Annotated in this window: 16 protein-coding genes; 11 read left to right on the top strand and 5 right to left on the bottom strand. The window is 61.0% G+C overall.

The genetic code is table 11. From position 1 onward, the window contains the following. Positions 1-33: 33 nt before the first annotated feature. Entirely contained in the window at positions 34-852 is an 819-nt protein-coding gene (locus tag C3Y91_RS17115; protein WP_024319648.1) for an ABC transporter ATP-binding protein, read from the top strand. Between the two features lie 11 nt (positions 853-863). Beyond that, a complete protein-coding gene (locus C3Y91_RS17120) occupies positions 864-1,745 on the top strand; it encodes an ABC transporter permease (protein ID WP_003549874.1) in 882 nt (293 codons plus the stop codon). A 184-nt stretch (positions 1,746-1,929) separates the two neighbouring features. Here the strand turns inward: C3Y91_RS17120 and C3Y91_RS17125 are convergent, their stop codons facing one another. After that, positions 1,930-3,330 (bottom strand): sensor histidine kinase, encoded by a 1,401-nt coding sequence (locus C3Y91_RS17125; protein WP_024319647.1) that lies wholly within the window; start codon positions 3,328-3,330, stop codon positions 1,930-1,932. Next, positions 3,320-3,988 carry a response regulator gene (locus C3Y91_RS17130; RefSeq protein WP_018482404.1) on the bottom strand — a complete coding sequence of 223 codons (669 nt, stop codon included), beginning with the start codon at positions 3,986-3,988 and terminating at the stop codon, positions 3,320-3,322. The genes C3Y91_RS17125 and C3Y91_RS17130 overlap by 11 nt, the downstream gene beginning before the upstream one ends. Positions 3,989-4,145: 157 nt before the next feature. Here C3Y91_RS17130 and C3Y91_RS17135 point away from each other — a divergent pair, with 157 nt between their 5' ends. Both C3Y91_RS17135 and C3Y91_RS17140 read left to right on the top strand, forming a co-directional pair. Then, entirely contained in the window at positions 4,146-4,724 is a 579-nt protein-coding gene (locus C3Y91_RS17135; RefSeq protein ID WP_171481063.1) for an isochorismatase family protein, read from the top strand. Further along, entirely contained in the window at positions 4,721-5,731 is a 1,011-nt protein-coding gene (locus C3Y91_RS17140; RefSeq protein ID WP_130676254.1) for a GlxA family transcriptional regulator, read from the top strand. Before C3Y91_RS17135 ends, C3Y91_RS17140 begins: the two co-directional genes overlap by 4 nt. On the opposite strand, the gene C3Y91_RS17145 is transcribed toward C3Y91_RS17140, so the two are convergent. Both C3Y91_RS17145 and C3Y91_RS17150 read right to left on the bottom strand, forming a co-directional pair. Continuing rightward, entirely contained in the window at positions 5,726-6,553 is an 828-nt protein-coding gene (locus C3Y91_RS17145; RefSeq protein ID WP_027688296.1) for a carbohydrate-binding protein, read from the bottom strand. The genes C3Y91_RS17140 and C3Y91_RS17145 overlap by 6 nt on opposite strands. A gap of 124 nt (positions 6,554-6,677) precedes the next feature. Further along, the gene (locus tag C3Y91_RS17150) at positions 6,678-8,474 is read right to left on the bottom strand and encodes a heparinase II/III domain-containing protein (RefSeq protein ID WP_168575613.1); all 1,797 of its coding nucleotides are present in this window, start codon (positions 8,472-8,474) and stop codon (positions 6,678-6,680) included. Between the two features lie 131 nt (positions 8,475-8,605). Between C3Y91_RS17150 and C3Y91_RS17155 the strand changes: the two genes are divergently transcribed. From C3Y91_RS17155 to C3Y91_RS17185, 7 genes are all read left to right on the top strand, one after another. Further along, the gene (locus C3Y91_RS17155; RefSeq protein ID WP_024319643.1) at positions 8,606-9,592 is read left to right on the top strand and encodes a carbohydrate ABC transporter permease; all 987 of its coding nucleotides are present in this window, start codon (positions 8,606-8,608) and stop codon (positions 9,590-9,592) included. Next, positions 9,589-10,425 (top strand): carbohydrate ABC transporter permease, encoded by an 837-nt coding sequence (locus C3Y91_RS17160; RefSeq protein ID WP_024319642.1) that lies wholly within the window; start codon positions 9,589-9,591, stop codon positions 10,423-10,425. The genes C3Y91_RS17155 and C3Y91_RS17160 overlap by 4 nt, the downstream gene beginning before the upstream one ends. A 4-nt stretch (positions 10,426-10,429) precedes the next feature. After that, positions 10,430-11,602, top strand: a complete 1,173-nt coding sequence (locus C3Y91_RS17165) for a glycoside hydrolase family 88 protein (RefSeq protein ID WP_024319641.1) — start codon at positions 10,430-10,432, stop codon at positions 11,600-11,602. A gap of 15 nt (positions 11,603-11,617) precedes the next feature. Continuing rightward, on the top strand, positions 11,618-12,727 hold the full coding sequence (locus tag C3Y91_RS17170; protein ID WP_168575614.1) for an ABC transporter ATP-binding protein: 1,110 nt from the start codon (positions 11,618-11,620) through the stop codon (positions 12,725-12,727). A 20-nt stretch (positions 12,728-12,747) separates the two neighbouring features. Next, positions 12,748-13,536, top strand: coding sequence for a DUF624 domain-containing protein (locus C3Y91_RS17175; protein ID WP_024319639.1), 789 nt, complete (start codon positions 12,748-12,750; stop codon positions 13,534-13,536). A gap of 40 nt (positions 13,537-13,576) precedes the next feature. Further along, positions 13,577-14,851, top strand: a complete 1,275-nt coding sequence (locus C3Y91_RS17180; protein ID WP_168575615.1) for an ABC transporter substrate-binding protein — start codon at positions 13,577-13,579, stop codon at positions 14,849-14,851. Between the two features lie 77 nt (positions 14,852-14,928). After that, entirely contained in the window at positions 14,929-16,776 is a 1,848-nt protein-coding gene (locus C3Y91_RS17185) for a DUF2264 domain-containing protein (protein ID WP_024319637.1), read from the top strand. Between the two features lie 47 nt (positions 16,777-16,823). On the opposite strand, the gene C3Y91_RS17190 is transcribed toward C3Y91_RS17185, so the two are convergent. Next, positions 16,824-17,330, bottom strand: a complete 507-nt coding sequence (locus C3Y91_RS17190; RefSeq protein ID WP_168575616.1) for an HIT family protein — start codon at positions 17,328-17,330, stop codon at positions 16,824-16,826. Positions 17,331-17,513: the final 183 nt, after the last annotated feature.

Genomic DNA, 17,513 nt, shown 5'->3' on the forward strand with positions numbered 1-17,513 from the left:
TGCACGCGCCCAAAGCACGCCTCAGGTATCATCATGCAACATGACAAGAACCAGATTCCTGCGATCGAGCTGATCAATGTCAGCCGCCGCTTCGTCTCGCCGACCGGCAAGTCCCTTACGGCCCTGCGTGATTTCAACATGACGGTCGCCCGCGGAGAGTTCGTCGCCGTTGTCGGCCCCACCGGATGCGGTAAATCGACGACGCTCAATCTTGTGACGGGTCTCGCACGCCCCAGCGCCGGTGAAGTCCGGCTGATGGGCGGCCCGATCACCGGCATTGACCCGCGTGTCGGCTTCGCATTCCAGACCGACGCGCTCTTTCCCTGGAAGAACGTCATCGACAACGTCATGGCCGGTCCGCTGTTTCGAGGCAAGTCGCGCGCCGAGGCAGAAAAGAGCGGACGCGACTGGCTCGCCCGTGTCGGCCTTTCGAAGTTTCTCCATCATTATCCCCACCAGCTTTCTGGCGGCATGCGCAAGCGCGTCTCGCTAGCGCAAACCTTCATCAACGAGCCGGAAATCCTGCTGATGGACGAGCCGTTTTCGGCTCTCGACGTGCAGACCCGCACCGTCATGCACGAAGAGCTCTTGAAGCTGTGGGCGGAGCGCAAGGCCTCGGTGGTGTTCGTGACCCACGACCTCGAAGAGGCTGTCGCCCTCGCCGACAAGGTCTATGTCTTGACCGCCGGCCCCGCGACGGTCAAATCGGTCTACACGATCGATCTCCCCCGCCCGCGCGTCGTGTCGGAAATCCGCTACGAGCAGAACTTCATCGACTACTGCAAGACGATCTGGGAGGACCTCCGCGAAGAGGTCGAGACCAGCTACCGTCGCGCGAGCGAAGCGGCCTGAGGGAGGATATCATGGCACACACCACTCTTGAGGCCGGTTCGGCCACCATGTTTCGGCCAGGCACGTCAGACACGGAAATCGAGGCGTCGGCGCTGAAGGCGATGCGCCGGCGCAAGACGCTGGTGCGCTTCTGGCAGATCGCCATCCTGGTCTTCGTGATCGGCATGTGGGAGCTCTCCTCCAACATGCAGTGGATCGATCCGTTCTTCTATTCGAGCCCAAGCGGCGTCGTTCAGCGCCTCTACGAATGGGCAACAGAAGGCACCACCGAAGGTTCCCTCTGGTATAACCTATGGGTGACGATGGAGGAGGCCTTGATCGGCTTCTTTGCGGGTTCGATCACCGGCGTCTTCGTCGGCATCGGCCTTGGCCGCAACCGCTTCCTGTCGGACATTTTCTCCGTCTATATCAAGGCGATCAATTCGATACCGCGTGTCGTTCTCGCCCCCATCTTCATCATGATCATGGGTCTTGGCCTGCCCTCCAAGGTCGCTCTTGCCTTCATCATGGTGTTCTTCGTGGTGTTTGCAAACGCCTTCCAGGGCGTGCGTGAGGCCGACCGGAATATGATCGCCAACGCCCGCATCCTCGGCGCCTCGGACTGGCAGGTCACCCGCACCGTGGTCATCCCGTCGGCGATGAGCTGGATCTTCGCCAGTCTGCACGTGTCCTTCGGTTTCGCGATCATCGGCGCAATCGTCGGCGAATTCGTCGGCGCCCGGTTCGGGATTGGTCAGCTCATCTCGATCGCCAAGGGTACGTTCGATGCGGCCGGCATGTTCGCGGCAATCCTCCTCGTCATGGTCGTCACGCTTTTTGCCGAATACATCATGACATTGATCGAGAACCGCCTGGCGAAATGGCGTCCGCAGCAACACCTCGATACCCAGTGATCCAATCGACCTCCTCCTACTGCATAATTCCTTAAATCGGAATCGATTTAAGGATAAAATTATGCAGCGATTCAAAGTGTTACAGCGTCCTTTGCGCGTCTGAAAAGACGCGCGGCGCTGTAAGGCAGATCGAACAGAAGGCCGGGCGCCATGCCCGGCTTTCTTCATTTGATGCGCCTCAAGTTTAAGCGAGCGGCAGCCGCACAGTCACGATGAGGCCGCCGCCTTCCGCATCACCCAGCAAGACTGAACCTCCGGCGCCTTCGACAACCTCGCGAACGATCGCAAGTCCCAGGCCGCTCCCCTCGCTTTCAGTCCCCATGATCCGGTAGAAGCGTTCGAAAACCTGTTCGCGCTCGCCGCTCGGAATACCCGGCCCGTTGTCCTCGACGGTCACGATGGCGTTGCCGTCTGCCTGCCCGACGGCGACGGTCACCCGTCCATTCGGGCGGGTATAGCGGATCGCGTTGTCTATGAGGTTGACCAACATCTCGCGCAACATCGTCGCGTCGCCGTCGACAATGACCGGGCGGACGGCTTCCAAGCCGACGTCGATGTTGCGCTTAAGCGCCTCTTCGGCAAGCGCTTCCAGGATCTCGCGGGCGGCCTTCGTAAGGTCGGCCGCATCGTTGCGCGGGCGCCGGCTTCCGGGCTCGGCCCGCGACAAGGTAAGAAGCTGGCTGGCAAGACGCGAAATCTGCTTCGTGCTGGTGCGAAGGGCGACAAGCGCCTCGTCGCGACGGGCCGCATCGGCTTCGCGGGCCGCCACGCTCGCCTGCGTCGAAATCAGCGCGAGCGGCGTTCTGAGTTGATGCGCAGCATTGGATACGAACCGTCGCTGCGCGGCCATCTGGTTCTGGACGCGCTCCATGTGGTCGTTCAGGGCGTGAACGAGCGGCTGCAGCTCGCTCTGCACCATCTCTGGCGGCAGCGGATCGAGACGGTTGCGCCCGCGCAGGCGCAGAGCGTCCCGGAGTCTCAGCGCAGGCGCCAGGCCCCGTTGGAGCCCAAGGATGGTCACCAGGCTGGCGACGAAGACGAGCACGAACTGCTTCGAAAAGTCTGAGAGCCACAACTGCCTTCGCATCGCATACTGGCTGTTATGCGTAACGGCGACGGTGACGGAGATCGCACCGTCATCGGGAAGGCCGACGACAGGATGGTCGAGCATCATGACCCGCACATCGGCACCATGGAACGCGCGATCCTCCCCTGCCCGCTGGACGGCCGACAACGGCAAGTCGGGAAAGCCGCTGACCAGACTGCCCCACGCGGTGATCACCTGGTAAAATACCCGGTCGCCGAAGCCTGTATCAAACATCTCCAGCGCGGAAGGCGGCACGTCCACCTGAACATTGCCGCCCTCGTCGACGCGGACGGCCTCGGCAATGACGCGGGCCGAGGCCAGAAGTGTTCGATCCGTCACCAGCTTTGCCGTCGCATCCGCCGTCCAGAAGCTGTCGTAAAGATTGAAGCCGATCGCGCCGAACAGGGTCAGCAGCACCCAGCAGAGCAATTGTACCCTCAAACTGTGGCTGAGCCGCGCGATCGCCGCGCCCACCTTTTTGACGAGACTACTGGACATGTCTGAGGAGATAGCCGAGCCCGCGCAACGTGGCAATTTGAACCGAACTGCTCTCGAGTTTCTTTCGCAGCCTGTGGACGTAGATTTCGATGGCGCTCGGATCCGCCTCGTCGTCGAAACCGAAGACGCTTTCAGAAAGCGTGGCTTTCGAAACCGTGATGCCATGCTTCATGACGAGCTGCTCGAGAACGGCATATTCGCGCGGCGTCAATTGCAGCGGCTCGCCTGCGACGAAAAACTGCCGCGTTCCACCGGAGAAACGCAGGTTGCCGACGGTGATTTCCGACGATGCCCGGTCCTGGCCGCGGCGGACCACCGCGCGGATCCTGGCTTCGAGTTCGGCGATTTCGAAGGGCTTGGCGAGATAGTCGTCGGCACCGCTGTCGAGCCCCGCTACACGACCGTCCAGGCTGGCATTGGCGGTCAAGATGATGACCGGCAGCTTGCTCCCGGACTGCCGCAATCGCTTCAAAAGCGTCAATCCGTCAAGTTTGGGCAGTGCAAGATCAAGGATCATAGCCGAATACTCAGCCACCTTGAGCAAATGCTCGGCGTCCTCGCCGTCGTGAGCAATGTCGATAGCATACTGCGCCTGTCGCAGGGCTTTGCCCAGCCAAGCCGCCAGATCCTTGTTGTCCTCCACCACAAGCAGTCGCATCCGACCTCCTTAGCATGTGCGGACGGTCTGGCGGAAGCGTGACCCGATTTCATCCGCCGACGCCTGGCATCCATGGCGCGAATTGTCCGTTATTTGTCCGGCGCGCGCATTTTCCTCTGTCTTCAAATCGCCGAGTATGACTTCATGATCAACTTGGATGGAGCAAAAAATGTCCGGCCATGATATAGTCCTTCTCGTTATCGACGCTCAGGAGTCCTTCCGACACCGCGATTACTGGGATGAAAACCTCGCCTCCGCCTATATCGATCGTCAGCAGGCTCTGATCGACGGTGCGGAAGCCGATGGAATACCCATCATCCAGATCTTCCATGTCGATGAAAACGGGCCGTTTTCGGAAGCATCCGGGTTCGTCACCACACTCGCCCCGCTCAGGATCGCCCCCAAGGCGACATTCAGGAAGAGGCGCCATAGCGCCCTGGTCGGTTCCGGTCTCGACGTGTGGCTGACCGAGAATGGCGTCCGTCGTATCCTCGTCTCCGGCATCCGCACCGAACAGTGCTGCGAGACTACCACCCGCCATGCCTCCGATCTCGGCTATCAAGTCGACTATGTCGGCGAAGCGACGCTGACCTTCCCGATGACCGACGCCACAGGACGCACCTGGAGCGCGAGGGAAATCCGGGACCGGACCGAGCTGGTCCTGTCGGACCGTTTCGCTCGGATAACAACCGTCGAACAGGCCCTGGCGGGGCGTGGAAAGTCACTCGCCGCATGACGGACGCCGCGCAGCCCTTCGATATTCCAGTCTTCGTCGTCGTGCCGCCGCGCGTGCTGCTGCTTGACGTCGCCGGCCCGATCGAAGTGCTGCGCAAGGCGAACCTCGAACAGCGCACGGTGCGCTTTTCCGTCACCTATATCGGTCCATCCGTGACGGTCGGCAGCTCGATCGGTCTTGCCGTTACAGGCGTTGCCGCATTGCCGGAGCGCCTGCCCGATACCGCACTTGTCATCATTGCCGGCAGCGCCGATGCCCCGATGAAAAACAGCCGCCCGGGGAACGAACAGGAGCGCGCAGACCAGGCTGCCATCGTCGCATGGCTAAAGCACACCATTCGCCCGGGAGTTCGTCTGGTCTCGATCTGCTCGGGCGCATTGCTCGCTGCCGAGGCAGGCATGCTCGATGGCCGCGATTGCACCACCCATCATGGCTGCATAGAGGATCTGGCCAGGCTCGCTCCCACCGCGCGTGTCCGGGACAACCGGCTCTATGTCGAGGATGGAGATCGCCTCACGAGTGCCGGCATCACCGCCGGCATAGACCTCATGCTGCATATCGTTGCCGAAGCGGCGGGGCACGCGTGTGCGCTTGCGGTGGCGCGATATCTTGTCGTCTATCTCAGGCGCGGCGGCTCGGATCCGCAGCTTTCGCCCTGGCTCGAAGGTCGCAACCATATCCACCCGGTCATTCACCGCGCACAGGATGCCGTGGCCGCCAACCCGTCTGAGGACTGGTCGGTGGCGTCGCTCGCCCGCCTCAGCGGCGCCAGCCCGCGCAACCTTTCACGGCTGTTCAACGAGCAGACGGGCATGAGCGTTACGGATTTCGTCAACCGCATGCGCGTGGCTCTTGCCCGCGAGATGCTCGCCGGTTCACGGCTGGACATGGAGGCTGTCGCGATGCGCGCCGGCTTCGGCTCGGCGCGGCAGCTCCGCCGCGCCTGGAACCGTCTGAATGACGGCCCGCCGAGTGCGGCGCGGTCGAGGCTACCTACAGGCTCATAGCGCGAGAGGAAGGGCGGATGGCTTGAGGCCGGCTTCCTGTACCTCGGTTCCCCAGATTTCGATCTGTGTCAGTGCCGGATAGGGCGAGGCGTCTTCGGCCTTGATCAGACCGTGCAGTTCCACCCATTCGACGATGCAGGGTTCTATGGCAAAGCCCTGCGCGGCACCCGATTTTGCCAGCGGAAAACAGGAGGTCTTGCCGTTCGAGAAGGTGACGCTGGCCTGCTCCCACCAGGAATCATGCGGAAAGTCGGCCCGGAGATAGAAAACGATCTCGTCGATCCTGACCGGCCTGCCGAATTCCACCGTCAGTGCCGCTTGCGGATCGCGATTGATGCCCCAGCTCGTATAGGGCCAGAAGCCGTGATCATCGTTGGCCTTTTCGCCGTCGATCGCGTTGCGCGCGGCAAAAACCGCTTCGCCGCGGGTCTCGACATTGGCGCGCGCATGCGGAAACAGAGCCCGATTGGCGTGATCGTCCCAGGGGTTGAGGGCGAGATTGCGCCGATGGACAATCTCGTCAGAGCGCGTGCTACGCGCTGAGAGCCGATGGATATCGCCCCTGAAGGCATTCGGCGAATAGGGCTTGCGTTTGTCGCCGAAGGGCACGGCGAGCGAATAGGCGCATTCCTTCATATAGACCAGGCCGGGTTGGATCGCGCCATCGAGGGCGAGGAAGACATGTCCGGGCTCGGAGACCTCCACGACCACGCGATCGCCTTCGCGATAACTCTGGCGATAGACCAAGAACGTCTCGTCCCGACCGGTGGAACTCGCCAACACTGCCCCATCGGCATCCACGATCTTCAGCGTCAATTCCATGCTCGCCCTCCCAAGAGCATGATGCCGAAAAGTGTGAGCGGTTTTCGGACGACATCATGCTCTAACTCTTTAATTTAGAACAGGATTCAGATTTTAGGCCGACCCGGCCTAAAGTCATCCCGTTCTAGACGATCCGCAATCTCAGGAGCCTGCCGGCAAACGGCACGCGCAGCCGGTAGATCTGTTCGGGCCAGGCCGATCTCAGCCGGGCGTCGTCCACGCCGATTTCGTCGATTTCGATCTCGCCGGCGCCCTCGACGAAAATGCTGCCGAGGTCGGCCAGATCGATCCTGTCCGGGCTGACGGTCGGCGCCAGGCATGTCATCAGCGACAGGACCGCCGGCTTGCTCCCGTCATAGGTGTCAACGATCTCGACATCGCGGCCGCGCAGCATGGAAACGACGCGGCGGTAGCTGTGCAGCTGCGCTTCGGGGGGATAGGCGGCTGATATATCGAGCGATATGCGCGCGCTCCCTTCGTCGAACCTGACCTCGACGTCGCGCGCGCCAACAGCTTCGCCGGCCGACTGCATGACGCCTGCGAATGTCGGCAGGTTGTGGAAAGCCGACTGCATCGTCCATATCTCGTAGCGCCGCGCCGAAAAGGTCTTTGCGGTATAGGTCTCGACGCCGACGTCGATCAGGAACGGACGTCCGTTCTTGTAAAGCGTGACACTTCCGACATCGTTGTGATTGTGGCCCTCGCCGTTGTTGCCGCCCTTGACGGCAAGTGAAAACTGCTCGTCGCGGGCGATGAACAGGCCGATGCCGGGATAGAAGATATCGCGCCGGGATGCAGGATGCGGCGGGGCGGCAGCGGAAGGCGTCGGGCCGGCCAGCAGTTCCTGCACGCGATACCAGAGGTTCCATTCCCCGGGCAGGTGCGGATTGTCGGACGCGGCCCTGTCGGCTGCCGCGAACTCAGCCAGCATCTCAGAGCCGACCGCCTGTCCGAACAGATATTCCCGCGCGCTGCAGGGTTCGACCACCGCGGAGGAATCCGCGAAGTTGAAATAATAGCGGCCGGCCACATGCATATGGGCGATATATTCGGCCATGTTGCGGATCTTCGGCTGCTGCCAAAATCGGCCGAACAGGCCCGGTGCCACCCTGTCCAGGATGGTTAGAGCACCATGCAGGCAGAGCGCGGCGTGGCGGTAATAGAGCACGCCCTCCTCGCAGGCGCCGTCCTCGGCATAGTCCTTGAGGAAGGCGCCGAGGCTGCCAAGCGCCTTCTTGGCGACGGCGTGGCGCGTGGGCTGATCTGTTTTCAGGGAGAAGACCGTCAACAGGACGTTCTGGCTTATCCATGCCGTCCAGTTGTTCATCCGCTCCTCACCGCGGCCCATCCACCAGAAATGCCGGCCGAGATAGGGCGAGAGGATGCGGATCTCGATCTCGCGCTCTACGCGTGCCGTAATCTCCGGGCTGATGCCGTCGAGCTCGTCGCGAAGCAATGCGACGATGGTGGCAAGCAGCGCGGCCGTTTCGGCGGCGAAGAGATCGACGACAGGCTGCGAATTGTCGGGAAGCGGCAGGCGCGCACCGCTTCGTTCATAGGCGTTATGCGCCGGAAGCTGCCAGCCGCTCTCCTCCGCGATCAGGAAGATGCCATCGACGATCTTCGGCAGGAACCGCGCCCCGCCTTCGATGAGTTCGCCGAGCACCAGATTGTTGAGCATCCGCCGCCGCGTGAAATACAGCTCCTCGAAGCGCGCGCGGTTGCCCGTTGCGGTGAACTCCCGGTAATCCGAGGCCGCAATCAGCGGCCAGGCGCGCGCAAGCGTCTCTTCGGCCTCGCCAATGACCAGCTCCCGTACCGCTTGCGGCACAGCGCTCCATCTGGCGCGATCGGAGCAGACCGCCCCGGGCGTGAAATCGCCCAGCACATCCGGCAGTTCCCCTGAAATCTCGCTGAACATGTCCCTCCCCGTACCGGAAAAGCATCGATGGGCGTTTGGTCTGCATGCTCACCTATCATATGTATTTTGCGCTTTCCATAAAATTCGTATGACCTGTTCAGAACTTGTTTGACCAATACCGGATATGTGCTATGTCGTTGCGGGAGGAAGAGGAGGCATCGGTGTCCCTATCGAATTCGGTCATCACGACGGATGGCGCTCTGGCAACCTCCGGCCGGAAGGTCGCGGTCCTGTCGAAGCGCCAGCGCAGGATCCGCAACGCGCTCGTCGCCTATTCCTTCATCGCGCCGAATTTCATCGGCTTTGCCGTCTTCACGCTCGGCCCGATCCTGTTCGCCTTCGTGCTCGCCTTCATGCATTGGGACGGCTCGAATGCGATCACATTCGCCGGGCTGGATAATTTCTGGCGACTTTTCGAGGACAAGGCCTTTATCGCGGCGTTCTGGAACACGGTGATCTATACGGTCGCCTCCGTGCCGGCGACGCTTATCTGCGCGCTCGGCCTCGCCGTTCTCCTCAACCAGAAGATTGCGGGGCGCGACTTCTTCCGCACGGCGATGTTCTTCCCCTATGTCGCCTCGCTGGTGGCCGTCGCAGTCGTCTGGAACATGATCTTCAATCCCGAGATGGGACCGGTGAACATGATCCTCTACACGCTCGGCCTTGATCCCAAGAACATGCCGGGATGGGCGGCGGATCGCCACTGGGCGATGGTGACAGTGATCCTCTTCGGCATCTGGAAGAACATGGGCTATTACATGGTCATCTATCTGGCCGGCCTGCAGGGCATCAATTCGGAGCTCTATGAAGCTGCCGATCTCGACGGCGCCAATTCCTGGCAGAAGTTTATCCATGTCACCGTGCCGCAGCTCGGGCCGACGACCTTCTTCGTGACCGTCATGCTGACGATCCAGTCCTTCAAGGTGTTCGACCAGATCTACATGATCACCCAGGGCGGGCCCGGCACTTCGACGCTCGTCCTCGTCTACCACATCTACAACGAGGCCTTCATTTCCTGGGATCTCGGCTATTCCAGCATGGTTGCGCTGGTTCTGTTCTTCCTCGTTCTCGCGGTCACCGTCTTCCAGTTCCGCCGCCAGAGGGAGGACGGCGAATGAGGATTGCAGGACGCAAGGTAACCGTCAGATCGGTCGCGATCTACGCCATCGTCATCGCCGTCACGCTCATCATGCTGATGCCCTTTGCCTGGATGCTTTCGGCATCGCTGAAGCTCAGCCGCGACGTCTTCGCTTTTCCGATCGAGTGGATACCGTCCGAGCCGCAATGGCATAACTACGTCGATATCTGGACGAAAATCCCGCTTTCGCTCTTCATCTACAACACGTCGAAGCTGACGATCATCGTCACGCTGCTGCAGCTTTTGACTTCCAGCTTTGCGGCTTACGCCTTCGCCAAGCTGAATTTCCCCTACAAGAACACCTTGTTCCTCGGCTACATCGCCACCATCGCCATGCCCTGGCAGGTCTATATGGTGCCGCAATTCCTGCTGATGCGCGAATTCGGCCTCAACAACACCCATCTGGCGCTGATCTGCCTGCAGGCCTTCACCGCCTTCGGTGTCTTCCTGATGCGACAATTCTACATGTCGATCCCGACCGAGCTCTGCGAGGCAGCCCGCATCGACGGCATGAACGAGTACCAGATCTGGGCGCGCATCATGCTGCCGCTGTCCAAGCCCGCGCTCTCGACGCTGACGATCTTCACCTTCGTCACCACCTGGAACGATTTTCTCGGGCCGATGATCTACCTGACCAAGACCGAGCTGAAGACCGTCCAGATCGGCCTGCGCATGTTCATCTCGCAATATTCGGCCGAATACGGGCTGATCATGGCAGCCTCCGTCGTCGCCCTCATTCCGGTTCTCGTCGTCTTCCTCTCTCTCCAGCGTTTCTTCGTCGAGGGCATCGCCTCGACGGGACTGAAGGGTTAAATCCATGAACGCCGTCTCGTCCGTCGCCCCGCAGCCGATAACCGACCAGGAGGTCAAAGCCGCTCTCGATCTTGCCGTCGAGCAGATCAGGCGTAACCTTCCCGTCTTCACCCATGCCTCGCAGAACCATTCGAGTGTCGGAAATTTCTATCCTGCGGTGGCGAACGACCAATGGACCGCAGGTTTCTGGCCCGGTGAGCTATGGCTCGCTTTCGAGCATAGCGGCGAGGCGGTTTTCCGGCATGCCGCGCAGGTCCAGGTCCAGTCGTTTCTGCATCGGATCGTGAACCGCATCGAGACGGACCATCACGACATGGGCTTTCTCTATTCGCCCTCCTGCATTGCCGCCTGGAAGCTCGTCGGAGACGAGGATGGCCGCAAGGCCGCCATCCTGGCCGCCGACCAGCTGATCGAGCGTTTCCAACCCATCGGCCAGTTCATTCAGGCCTGGGGCCGCAAGGGGGTGGCGGAAGAATACCGCTACATCATCGACTGCCTGCTGAACCTGCCGCTTCTCTACTGGGCGAGCCGCGAAACCGGCGATCCGAAATACCGCGAGATCGCGCTCATTCACGCCCGCACCACGCTTGCCAACTCGGTTCGGCCGGACGATTCCACCTATCACACCTTCTATATGGACCCGGTCACCGGAGCGCCGGTGCGCGGCGCCACCAAACAGGGCTACAAAGACGATAGCGCCTGGGCGCGCGGACAGGCCTGGGCAATCGCTGGCATGGCGCTCTCCTATCGCTATGAGCGGATCGAGGAATATCGCCAAACCTTCGACCGGCTGCTCGCCTTCTATCTCAACCGGCTGCCGGCCGACATGGTGCCCTATTGGGATCTCGTCTTTTCGGACGGCGATGGCGAGCCGCGCGACAGCTCGTCGGCGTCGATCGCCGCCTGCGGCCTTCTGGAGATGGCCGATCTCGTCGAGCCGGAACCGGCCGCACGTTATCGCACGCTGGCACGCCGCATGATGAAGAGCCTTGCGGATCATTATGCGGTCAAGGATCCCACCGTCTCCAACGGCCTGGTGCTGCACGCCACCTATTCGAAGAAATCGCCGTTCAACACCTGCCGCGGTGAGGGTGTCGATGAATGCGTCTCCTGGGGAGATTATTATTACATGGAAGCTTTGACGCGTCTTTCGCGCAGCTGGTCTTCCTATTGGTGAATTCAGGAGAACCCGATGGCCAGCATTTCGCTTAAAGAGCTGAACAAGAGCTACGGTGCGCTCACCGTTGTCCACGACATCGACCTCGAGATCGCAGACAAGGAATTCATCATTCTGGTCGGCCCGTCGGGCTGCGGCAAATCGACGACGCTGCGGATGATCGCCGGCCTCGAGGAAATATCGGGAGGAGAGCTCAAGATCGGCGGCGACATCATGAACGACGTCCCTTCCAAGGATCGGGATATCGCCATGGTTTTCCAGAATTACGCGCTCTATCCGCATATGACCGTCTACAAGAACATGGCGTTCGGCCTGCAGCCCAGGAAGGTATCGCGCGACTTCATCGATGCCCAGGTGCAGGACGCCGCCAAGATCCTCGACATCTCTCATCTCCTGAACCGCAAGCCGAAGGCGCTTTCGGGCGGGCAGCGCCAGCGCGTCGCGCTCGGTCGCGCCATGGTGCGCAATCCGGCGGTCTTCCTTCTCGACGAGCCGCTTTCCAATCTCGACGCCAAGCTGCGCGGCACGATGCGCTCGGAAATCACCAAGCTGCACAAGCGCCTCAACGCCACCTTCATATACGTCACTCACGATCAGGTGGAGGCCATGACCATGGCGGACCGGATCGTCGTCATGAAGGACGGGCATATCCAGCAGGTGGATACGCCGCAGAACCTCTATGACCGCCCCGTCAACATGTTCGTCGCCGGTTTCATCGGCGCGCCGCAGATGAACATGCTGCCCTCGACCATTCTGCGCCGGGGCGATGGCTTCGTCGCCGTCTTCGACGGCCGGGAACTGCCGCTGCCTGCCCATTTCGACAAGAGCAGGATCGCGCCCTACCAGGGCCGCGAACTGGTGCTCGGCATCCGTCCGGAAAATTTCCACGAACTGCCGCCGGCTGATATCGCACCGGAGAACCTGGCGCCCCTCAAGGCGATTGTCGAACTTGCCGAACCGATGGGCTCGGAAGTGCACCTGAACATGGTGGCAGGCGGTCGCAATCTCATCGCCCGCGTCTCGCCACGCTACCGGCCCGATATCGGCGAAGAGGCGACGCTGGTTGCCGATATGACCAATGCGCAGCTGTTCGACACGGAAACGGAACGCTCGATTCTATACTGAGGCGCCTGCGGGAGACGGCTATGCAGTGGTTGCGGGACATGTGGACGAGGGAGGGGCCGGGCATTCCGAAGGATGCTCCGAAGAGGACCGGCCTTGCTTTGTTCGCCGAGATCCTCGTCCGCGAGTGGTGGGAGATGGTCAAGCTGAACTTCCTCTTCATCCTGGCCGGCCTCTTCGTCGTGACGCTGCCGGCAGCGCTCGCCGCCATGGCCCGGGTCTCGGTGGCTCTCGTGGAAGACCGCAACACCTATCTGCTGCGGGACTTCACAGAGGCCTTTCTGCGCTACTTCTGGCGCGCCACCGCCTGGGGGCTGGCTTTGGCGGTCGCTCTCGCCGTCTGCATCCATGCGATCGCAACCTATGGCGCCGGCGCGCGGGACAATCTGTTGCTGAGCGCACCGCTGACGGTCGCGCTCGTCGCCACCGCCTTCGTCGCGGTCCTCGCCTGCCATCTCGTCATTCTGATGGTGATGCGCGATCTGCCGGCTCTCCAACTGCTGCGCCTCGCCGCCCTCGCCTCCGTCGTCCGCCCTTTCCCGGCGCTCGCGGCGCTCGCCTTTACCGCCGGCCTATGGCTGGCGCACATCCTCTTCTATCCGGTTTCGGTGTTCATGCCGGCAACCTTCAATTTTTCACTCGGAATGTTCGCCGTCGCATTCGGCGTCCATCGGACGGCGGTGATGGTTCTGGAGCAATTCCAGCAAAAGTGCGCAGCGGTTTTGCGTCCTGAATTGCGCGAAAACCAAAAGAGACACCTGCCAAACGCAACACAGCCGCACCGCGAACCACATAGACGAGACGCTTCATAAAATAACTGATCCAGAGATGATCCAGGGAAGGAGAACGGGAATGTATTTGGATAAATTCGGGGGGACGGTGAAACTTGCCGTGGCAGGTTTCACCTTGGCGGCGATGACGGCCGGGGCAGCGTTTGCCCAGGACGCCGTGACGCTCAAATGGGCTTTGTGGGATTGGGACAAGACCGCCTATTACAAGCCGCTGATCGAGGCCTATCAGGCCAAGCATCCCAACGTGAAGTTCGAGCCGATGGATCTCGGCTCGCAAGACTACCAGCAGATGATCTCAACGCAGCTGACCGGCGGCTCCAAGGACATCGACATCGTCACCATCAAGGATGTGCCGGGCTACACCAATCTGGTGCGCGCCGGCAACATCGCCGATCTCAGCGGCTTCGTGAAGGATCAGAAAATCGACCCGGCTCCCTATGGCGGCCTGATCGATGAACTGACCATCGACGGCAAAGTCTACTCCCTGCCGTTCCGGTCCGACTTCTGGGTCGTCTATTACAACAAGGATATATTCGACAAGGCAGGCGTCCCCTACCCCACCAATGACATGACCTGGGCGCAGTTCGACGCGACCGCCGAGAAGCTTTCGGGCGGCATGGGCACCAACAAGACCTACGGCGCGCTTCTGCACACCTGGCGGTCGACCGTTCAGCTGCCCGCCATCCTCGACGGAAAACACACGCTTGTCGATGGCGACTACGGCTTCCTGAAGCCCTGGTACGAGAGGGCGCTGACCCTGCAGAAGGATGGCGCGATTCCCTCCTATGCCTTCCTGAAGACGTCGAACACACATTATTCGGCGCTCTTCTTCAATGGCACGATCGGCATGCTGCCGATGGGAACCTGGTTCGTCGGCACCCAGATCACCAAGGTGAAATCGGGTGAATCGAAGAGCAAGAACTGGGGCATCGTCAAGTTCCCGCATCCCGACGGTGTGGCAACCGGCACGACCGCTGCGCAGATCTCGGGCCTGGCGGTCAACGCCAATTCCGTTCACAAGGAGGCCGCGCTCGATTTCATCAAGTTCGTCACCGGTCCTGAGGGCGCAGCAGTCATCGCCTCGACGGGCACCTTCCCTGCGCTCAAGACGGATGACGTCAGCGCCAAGATCGCGGCAACACCCGGCTTTCCTGAGGATGCGGCCAGCAAGGAGGCGCTGAAGCCGTCGAAAACCTACCTGGAGATGGCGGTCAACCCGAACGCCGCCAAGATCGAGGTCGTGCTCAACCGTGCGCATGACGCGATCATGACCGACAGCACCTCCGTCGATGACGGGCTGAAGGAAATGACTGAAGGCGTGAAGGCCATCAAGTAAGCGTCCAGAAATGTCGAAGGCCGCGAGCAATATCTGCCCGCGGCCGATCCTGTTTTTCATGAATTTCGAGCCTGACAATGATTTATGATCCCGCCCGGGCCAATCCGCTTTTCGGCAATCCCCTGAAGACACGCGACGACCTCGCCAAGGCCGTCATCGATCTCTTCGCGCCGCTACTGCCGTATTTTTCCGAAGGCGGCGCCCGTGTGCGCCTCGGTGCGGCCGCCGCGATCTTCGATCGGGCGGCGGCGGATCTGGAGGGATTTGCGCGGCCGCTCTGGGGGATCGTTCCGCTCGTCGCCGGCGGCGGCACGTTCCCGCACTGGGATCTCTATCGCCGCGGGCTGGCAAACGGCACCAATCCTGCTCATCCCGAATATTGGGGCGATCTTGCCGACCGCAATCAGCGGCTGGTCGAGCTCGCCGCGGTCGGCTTCGCCCTGGCGCTCGTGCCCGAGCACATCTGGGAACCGCTCGACGACAGCGAGAAGAAGACGGTCGCTGCCTATCTTCTCAGAGCGCGCGAGTTGGAATTCATAGACAATAACTGGAAATTCTTCCGTGTGCTCATCGATCTCGGGCTGGAACGCGTGAGCGTGGCGTTCGATCACCGGAAAACCATCGCCTATCTCGACGAACTGGAGGCCTTCGACCTCGGGGACGGTTGGTATCGCGACGGGCCGGTCCGGCGGGTCGATCATTACATTCCCTTCGCCATGCATTTCTACGGCCTGATCTATGCGGTACTGGCCAAGGGCGACGAGGCGCGCAAGGATCGCTTCCGCGATCGCGCTGAGATCTTCGCCAGGGATATCCGCCACTGGTTCGGCCCCGATGGCGCAGCCCTTGCCTTCGGCCGCAGCCAGACCTACCGCTTCGCGGCAGGAGGTTTCTGGGGCGCGCTTGCCTTTGCCGGCGTCGAAGCCCTGCCCTGGGCAGAGATCAAGGGCTATTACATGCGCCATATCCGCTGGTGGTCGGCGATGCCGATTGCCGATCGCGACGGCGTTCTTTCGGTCGGTTACGGCTATCCGAACCTCTTCATGAGCGAGAGCTACAACTCTCCCGGCTCGCCCTATTGGGCGCTGAAATTCTTCCTGCCGCTCGCTCTTCCGCAGGGTCATCCGTTCTGGACCGCCGAGGAGGCACCGCAGCCGGAATTTCCGGAGCCGGTTACGTTGAAGCCGGCGGGCATGGTCGCCATGCACACGCCGGGAAACGTGGTCGTACTCTCCTCGGGGCAGCAGCACGACAAGATGCTCGGCGCAAACGAGAAATATTCGAAATTCGTCTATTCCACACGCTATGCCTTCAACATCGAAGCCGACGACCGGAATTTCTCCGCCGCAAGTTTCGACGGCATGCTCGGCCTCTCCGATGACGGCGTCCATTTCCGCATGCGGGAAACTCTCGAAGAGGCGTTGATCGCTGGTGACCTGCTCTATTCGCGCTGGCGCCCCTGGAGCGATGTCACCATCGAAACCTGGCTGCTTCCCGAAAACCCGTGGCACATCCGCATGCACCGCATCGCCACGCCGCGCACCCTCAGTACCATCGAGGGCGGCTTTGCGATCGAACGCGCGGATTTCAATGCCGATCGCTCCGATGTAAGCGATGGCCGGGCCGTCTGGTACGGACAGACCGACGTCAGCGCCATCGTCGATCTATCGCCCCATCCGAGGGCCGGCCATGCGATGAGCCCGATACCGAACACCAATCTCATCCACGCCAAGACCCTGCTGCCGCAGCTGCGCGGTGAAATCGGCCCCGGAACCACCGTGCTCGCAACTGCGGCAATGGCCCTGTCCAGCCGCGAGAACTGGGCAAAGGCGCTCAACCCGCCGGCCTGCCCTCGCCTCGACGAGGTGGAGCGGCTCTTTCGCGAGAAAGGCGTACAGGTTCCGGCATTCGCCCTCGGGACGTAGCTTGGAGGCACTGGCTTTCGGGTTTCGACCGCAAGCCAGACGGTTGATTATCGTGCGGTCAACTCGGAACGGTATGCTTCAGCGATGCGCTGCGCCAACTGTGCCATTTGATCGTCAGGTATCTGCAGAACCCCGTACTCCGCCATCGGTGCATGGTATTGCTGCTCTTCAAGACGCACACCTGAGGGCAAGGGAACGACATGAAAATGCAGGTGGCTATTGGCTTGTTGGCTGCCGAGCGAAAGCACATAAATTCGCTCGGCGTCGAACACGCTCTTGAGGGCACGCGACAAGACGTGCACCTTCTCCTGTAGTCGAAGATATTCATCTGTCGACATGTCCCACGCCAGATCCTCACGGTGCTCTCTTGGACAGACGAGGCAATAACCGGGCAGAGTGGGATATTTGCTCAGGAAGATGATGGTCTCGTCGTCTTCAAAAACGCGATGGTGAAAGAAGTCAGGGGCATTCCTGACCAAGCCGCAGATAAAGCATGGCCTTGTTCCGATGTCCTGCGCATAAGCCTTGAGATCAAATGGTCGGCGTTCGATCATTCTAAACCTTTGTCGTCTCACGCGCCGAGGCGTATCCGATCGTCAAATTGGTGCGACAACCGATATTGGGAAGTCAAATCGATCCTGCCATCAAATCTGTCCACTGGCGCATATGCGAGGCTATGGTCATCCTGACACTCCCATTGCAATCGACTTTGCATGAATTAAGTGATATTGAGATGT

The sequence above is a fragment of the Rhizobium ruizarguesonis genome (assembly GCF_012349115.1).
Classification (GTDB): Bacteria; Pseudomonadota; Alphaproteobacteria; order Rhizobiales; family Rhizobiaceae; genus Rhizobium; species Rhizobium ruizarguesonis.

Excerpts from the sequence above, each read along its gene's own strand:
- C3Y91_RS17115 (WP_024319648.1), top strand. The coding sequence starts at position 34 with ATGCAACATGACAAGAACCAGATTCCTGCGATCGAGCTGATCAATGTC.
- C3Y91_RS17120 (WP_003549874.1), top strand. The coding sequence starts at position 864 with ATGGCACACACCACTCTTGAGGCCGGTTCGGCCACCATGTTTCGGCCA.
- C3Y91_RS17125 (WP_024319647.1), bottom strand. The coding sequence starts at position 3,330 with ATGTCCAGTAGTCTCGTCAAAAAGGTGGGCGCGGCGATCGCGCGGCTC.
- C3Y91_RS17130 (WP_018482404.1), bottom strand. The coding sequence starts at position 3,988 with ATGCGACTGCTTGTGGTGGAGGACAACAAGGATCTGGCGGCTTGGCTG.
- C3Y91_RS17135 (WP_171481063.1), top strand. The coding sequence starts at position 4,146 with ATGGAGCAAAAAATGTCCGGCCATGATATAGTCCTTCTCGTTATCGAC.
- C3Y91_RS17140 (WP_130676254.1), top strand. The coding sequence starts at position 4,721 with ATGACGGACGCCGCGCAGCCCTTCGATATTCCAGTCTTCGTCGTCGTG.
- C3Y91_RS17145 (WP_027688296.1), bottom strand. The coding sequence starts at position 6,553 with ATGGAATTGACGCTGAAGATCGTGGATGCCGATGGGGCAGTGTTGGCG.
- C3Y91_RS17150 (WP_168575613.1), bottom strand. The coding sequence starts at position 8,474 with ATGTTCAGCGAGATTTCAGGGGAACTGCCGGATGTGCTGGGCGATTTC.
- C3Y91_RS17155 (WP_024319643.1), top strand. The coding sequence starts at position 8,606 with ATGTCGTTGCGGGAGGAAGAGGAGGCATCGGTGTCCCTATCGAATTCG.
- C3Y91_RS17160 (WP_024319642.1), top strand. The coding sequence starts at position 9,589 with ATGAGGATTGCAGGACGCAAGGTAACCGTCAGATCGGTCGCGATCTAC.
- C3Y91_RS17165 (WP_024319641.1), top strand. The coding sequence starts at position 10,430 with ATGAACGCCGTCTCGTCCGTCGCCCCGCAGCCGATAACCGACCAGGAG.
- C3Y91_RS17170 (WP_168575614.1), top strand. The coding sequence starts at position 11,618 with ATGGCCAGCATTTCGCTTAAAGAGCTGAACAAGAGCTACGGTGCGCTC.
- C3Y91_RS17175 (WP_024319639.1), top strand. The coding sequence starts at position 12,748 with ATGCAGTGGTTGCGGGACATGTGGACGAGGGAGGGGCCGGGCATTCCG.
- C3Y91_RS17180 (WP_168575615.1), top strand. The coding sequence starts at position 13,577 with ATGTATTTGGATAAATTCGGGGGGACGGTGAAACTTGCCGTGGCAGGT.
- C3Y91_RS17185 (WP_024319637.1), top strand. The coding sequence starts at position 14,929 with ATGATTTATGATCCCGCCCGGGCCAATCCGCTTTTCGGCAATCCCCTG.
- C3Y91_RS17190 (WP_168575616.1), bottom strand. The coding sequence starts at position 17,330 with ATGATCGAACGCCGACCATTTGATCTCAAGGCTTATGCGCAGGACATC.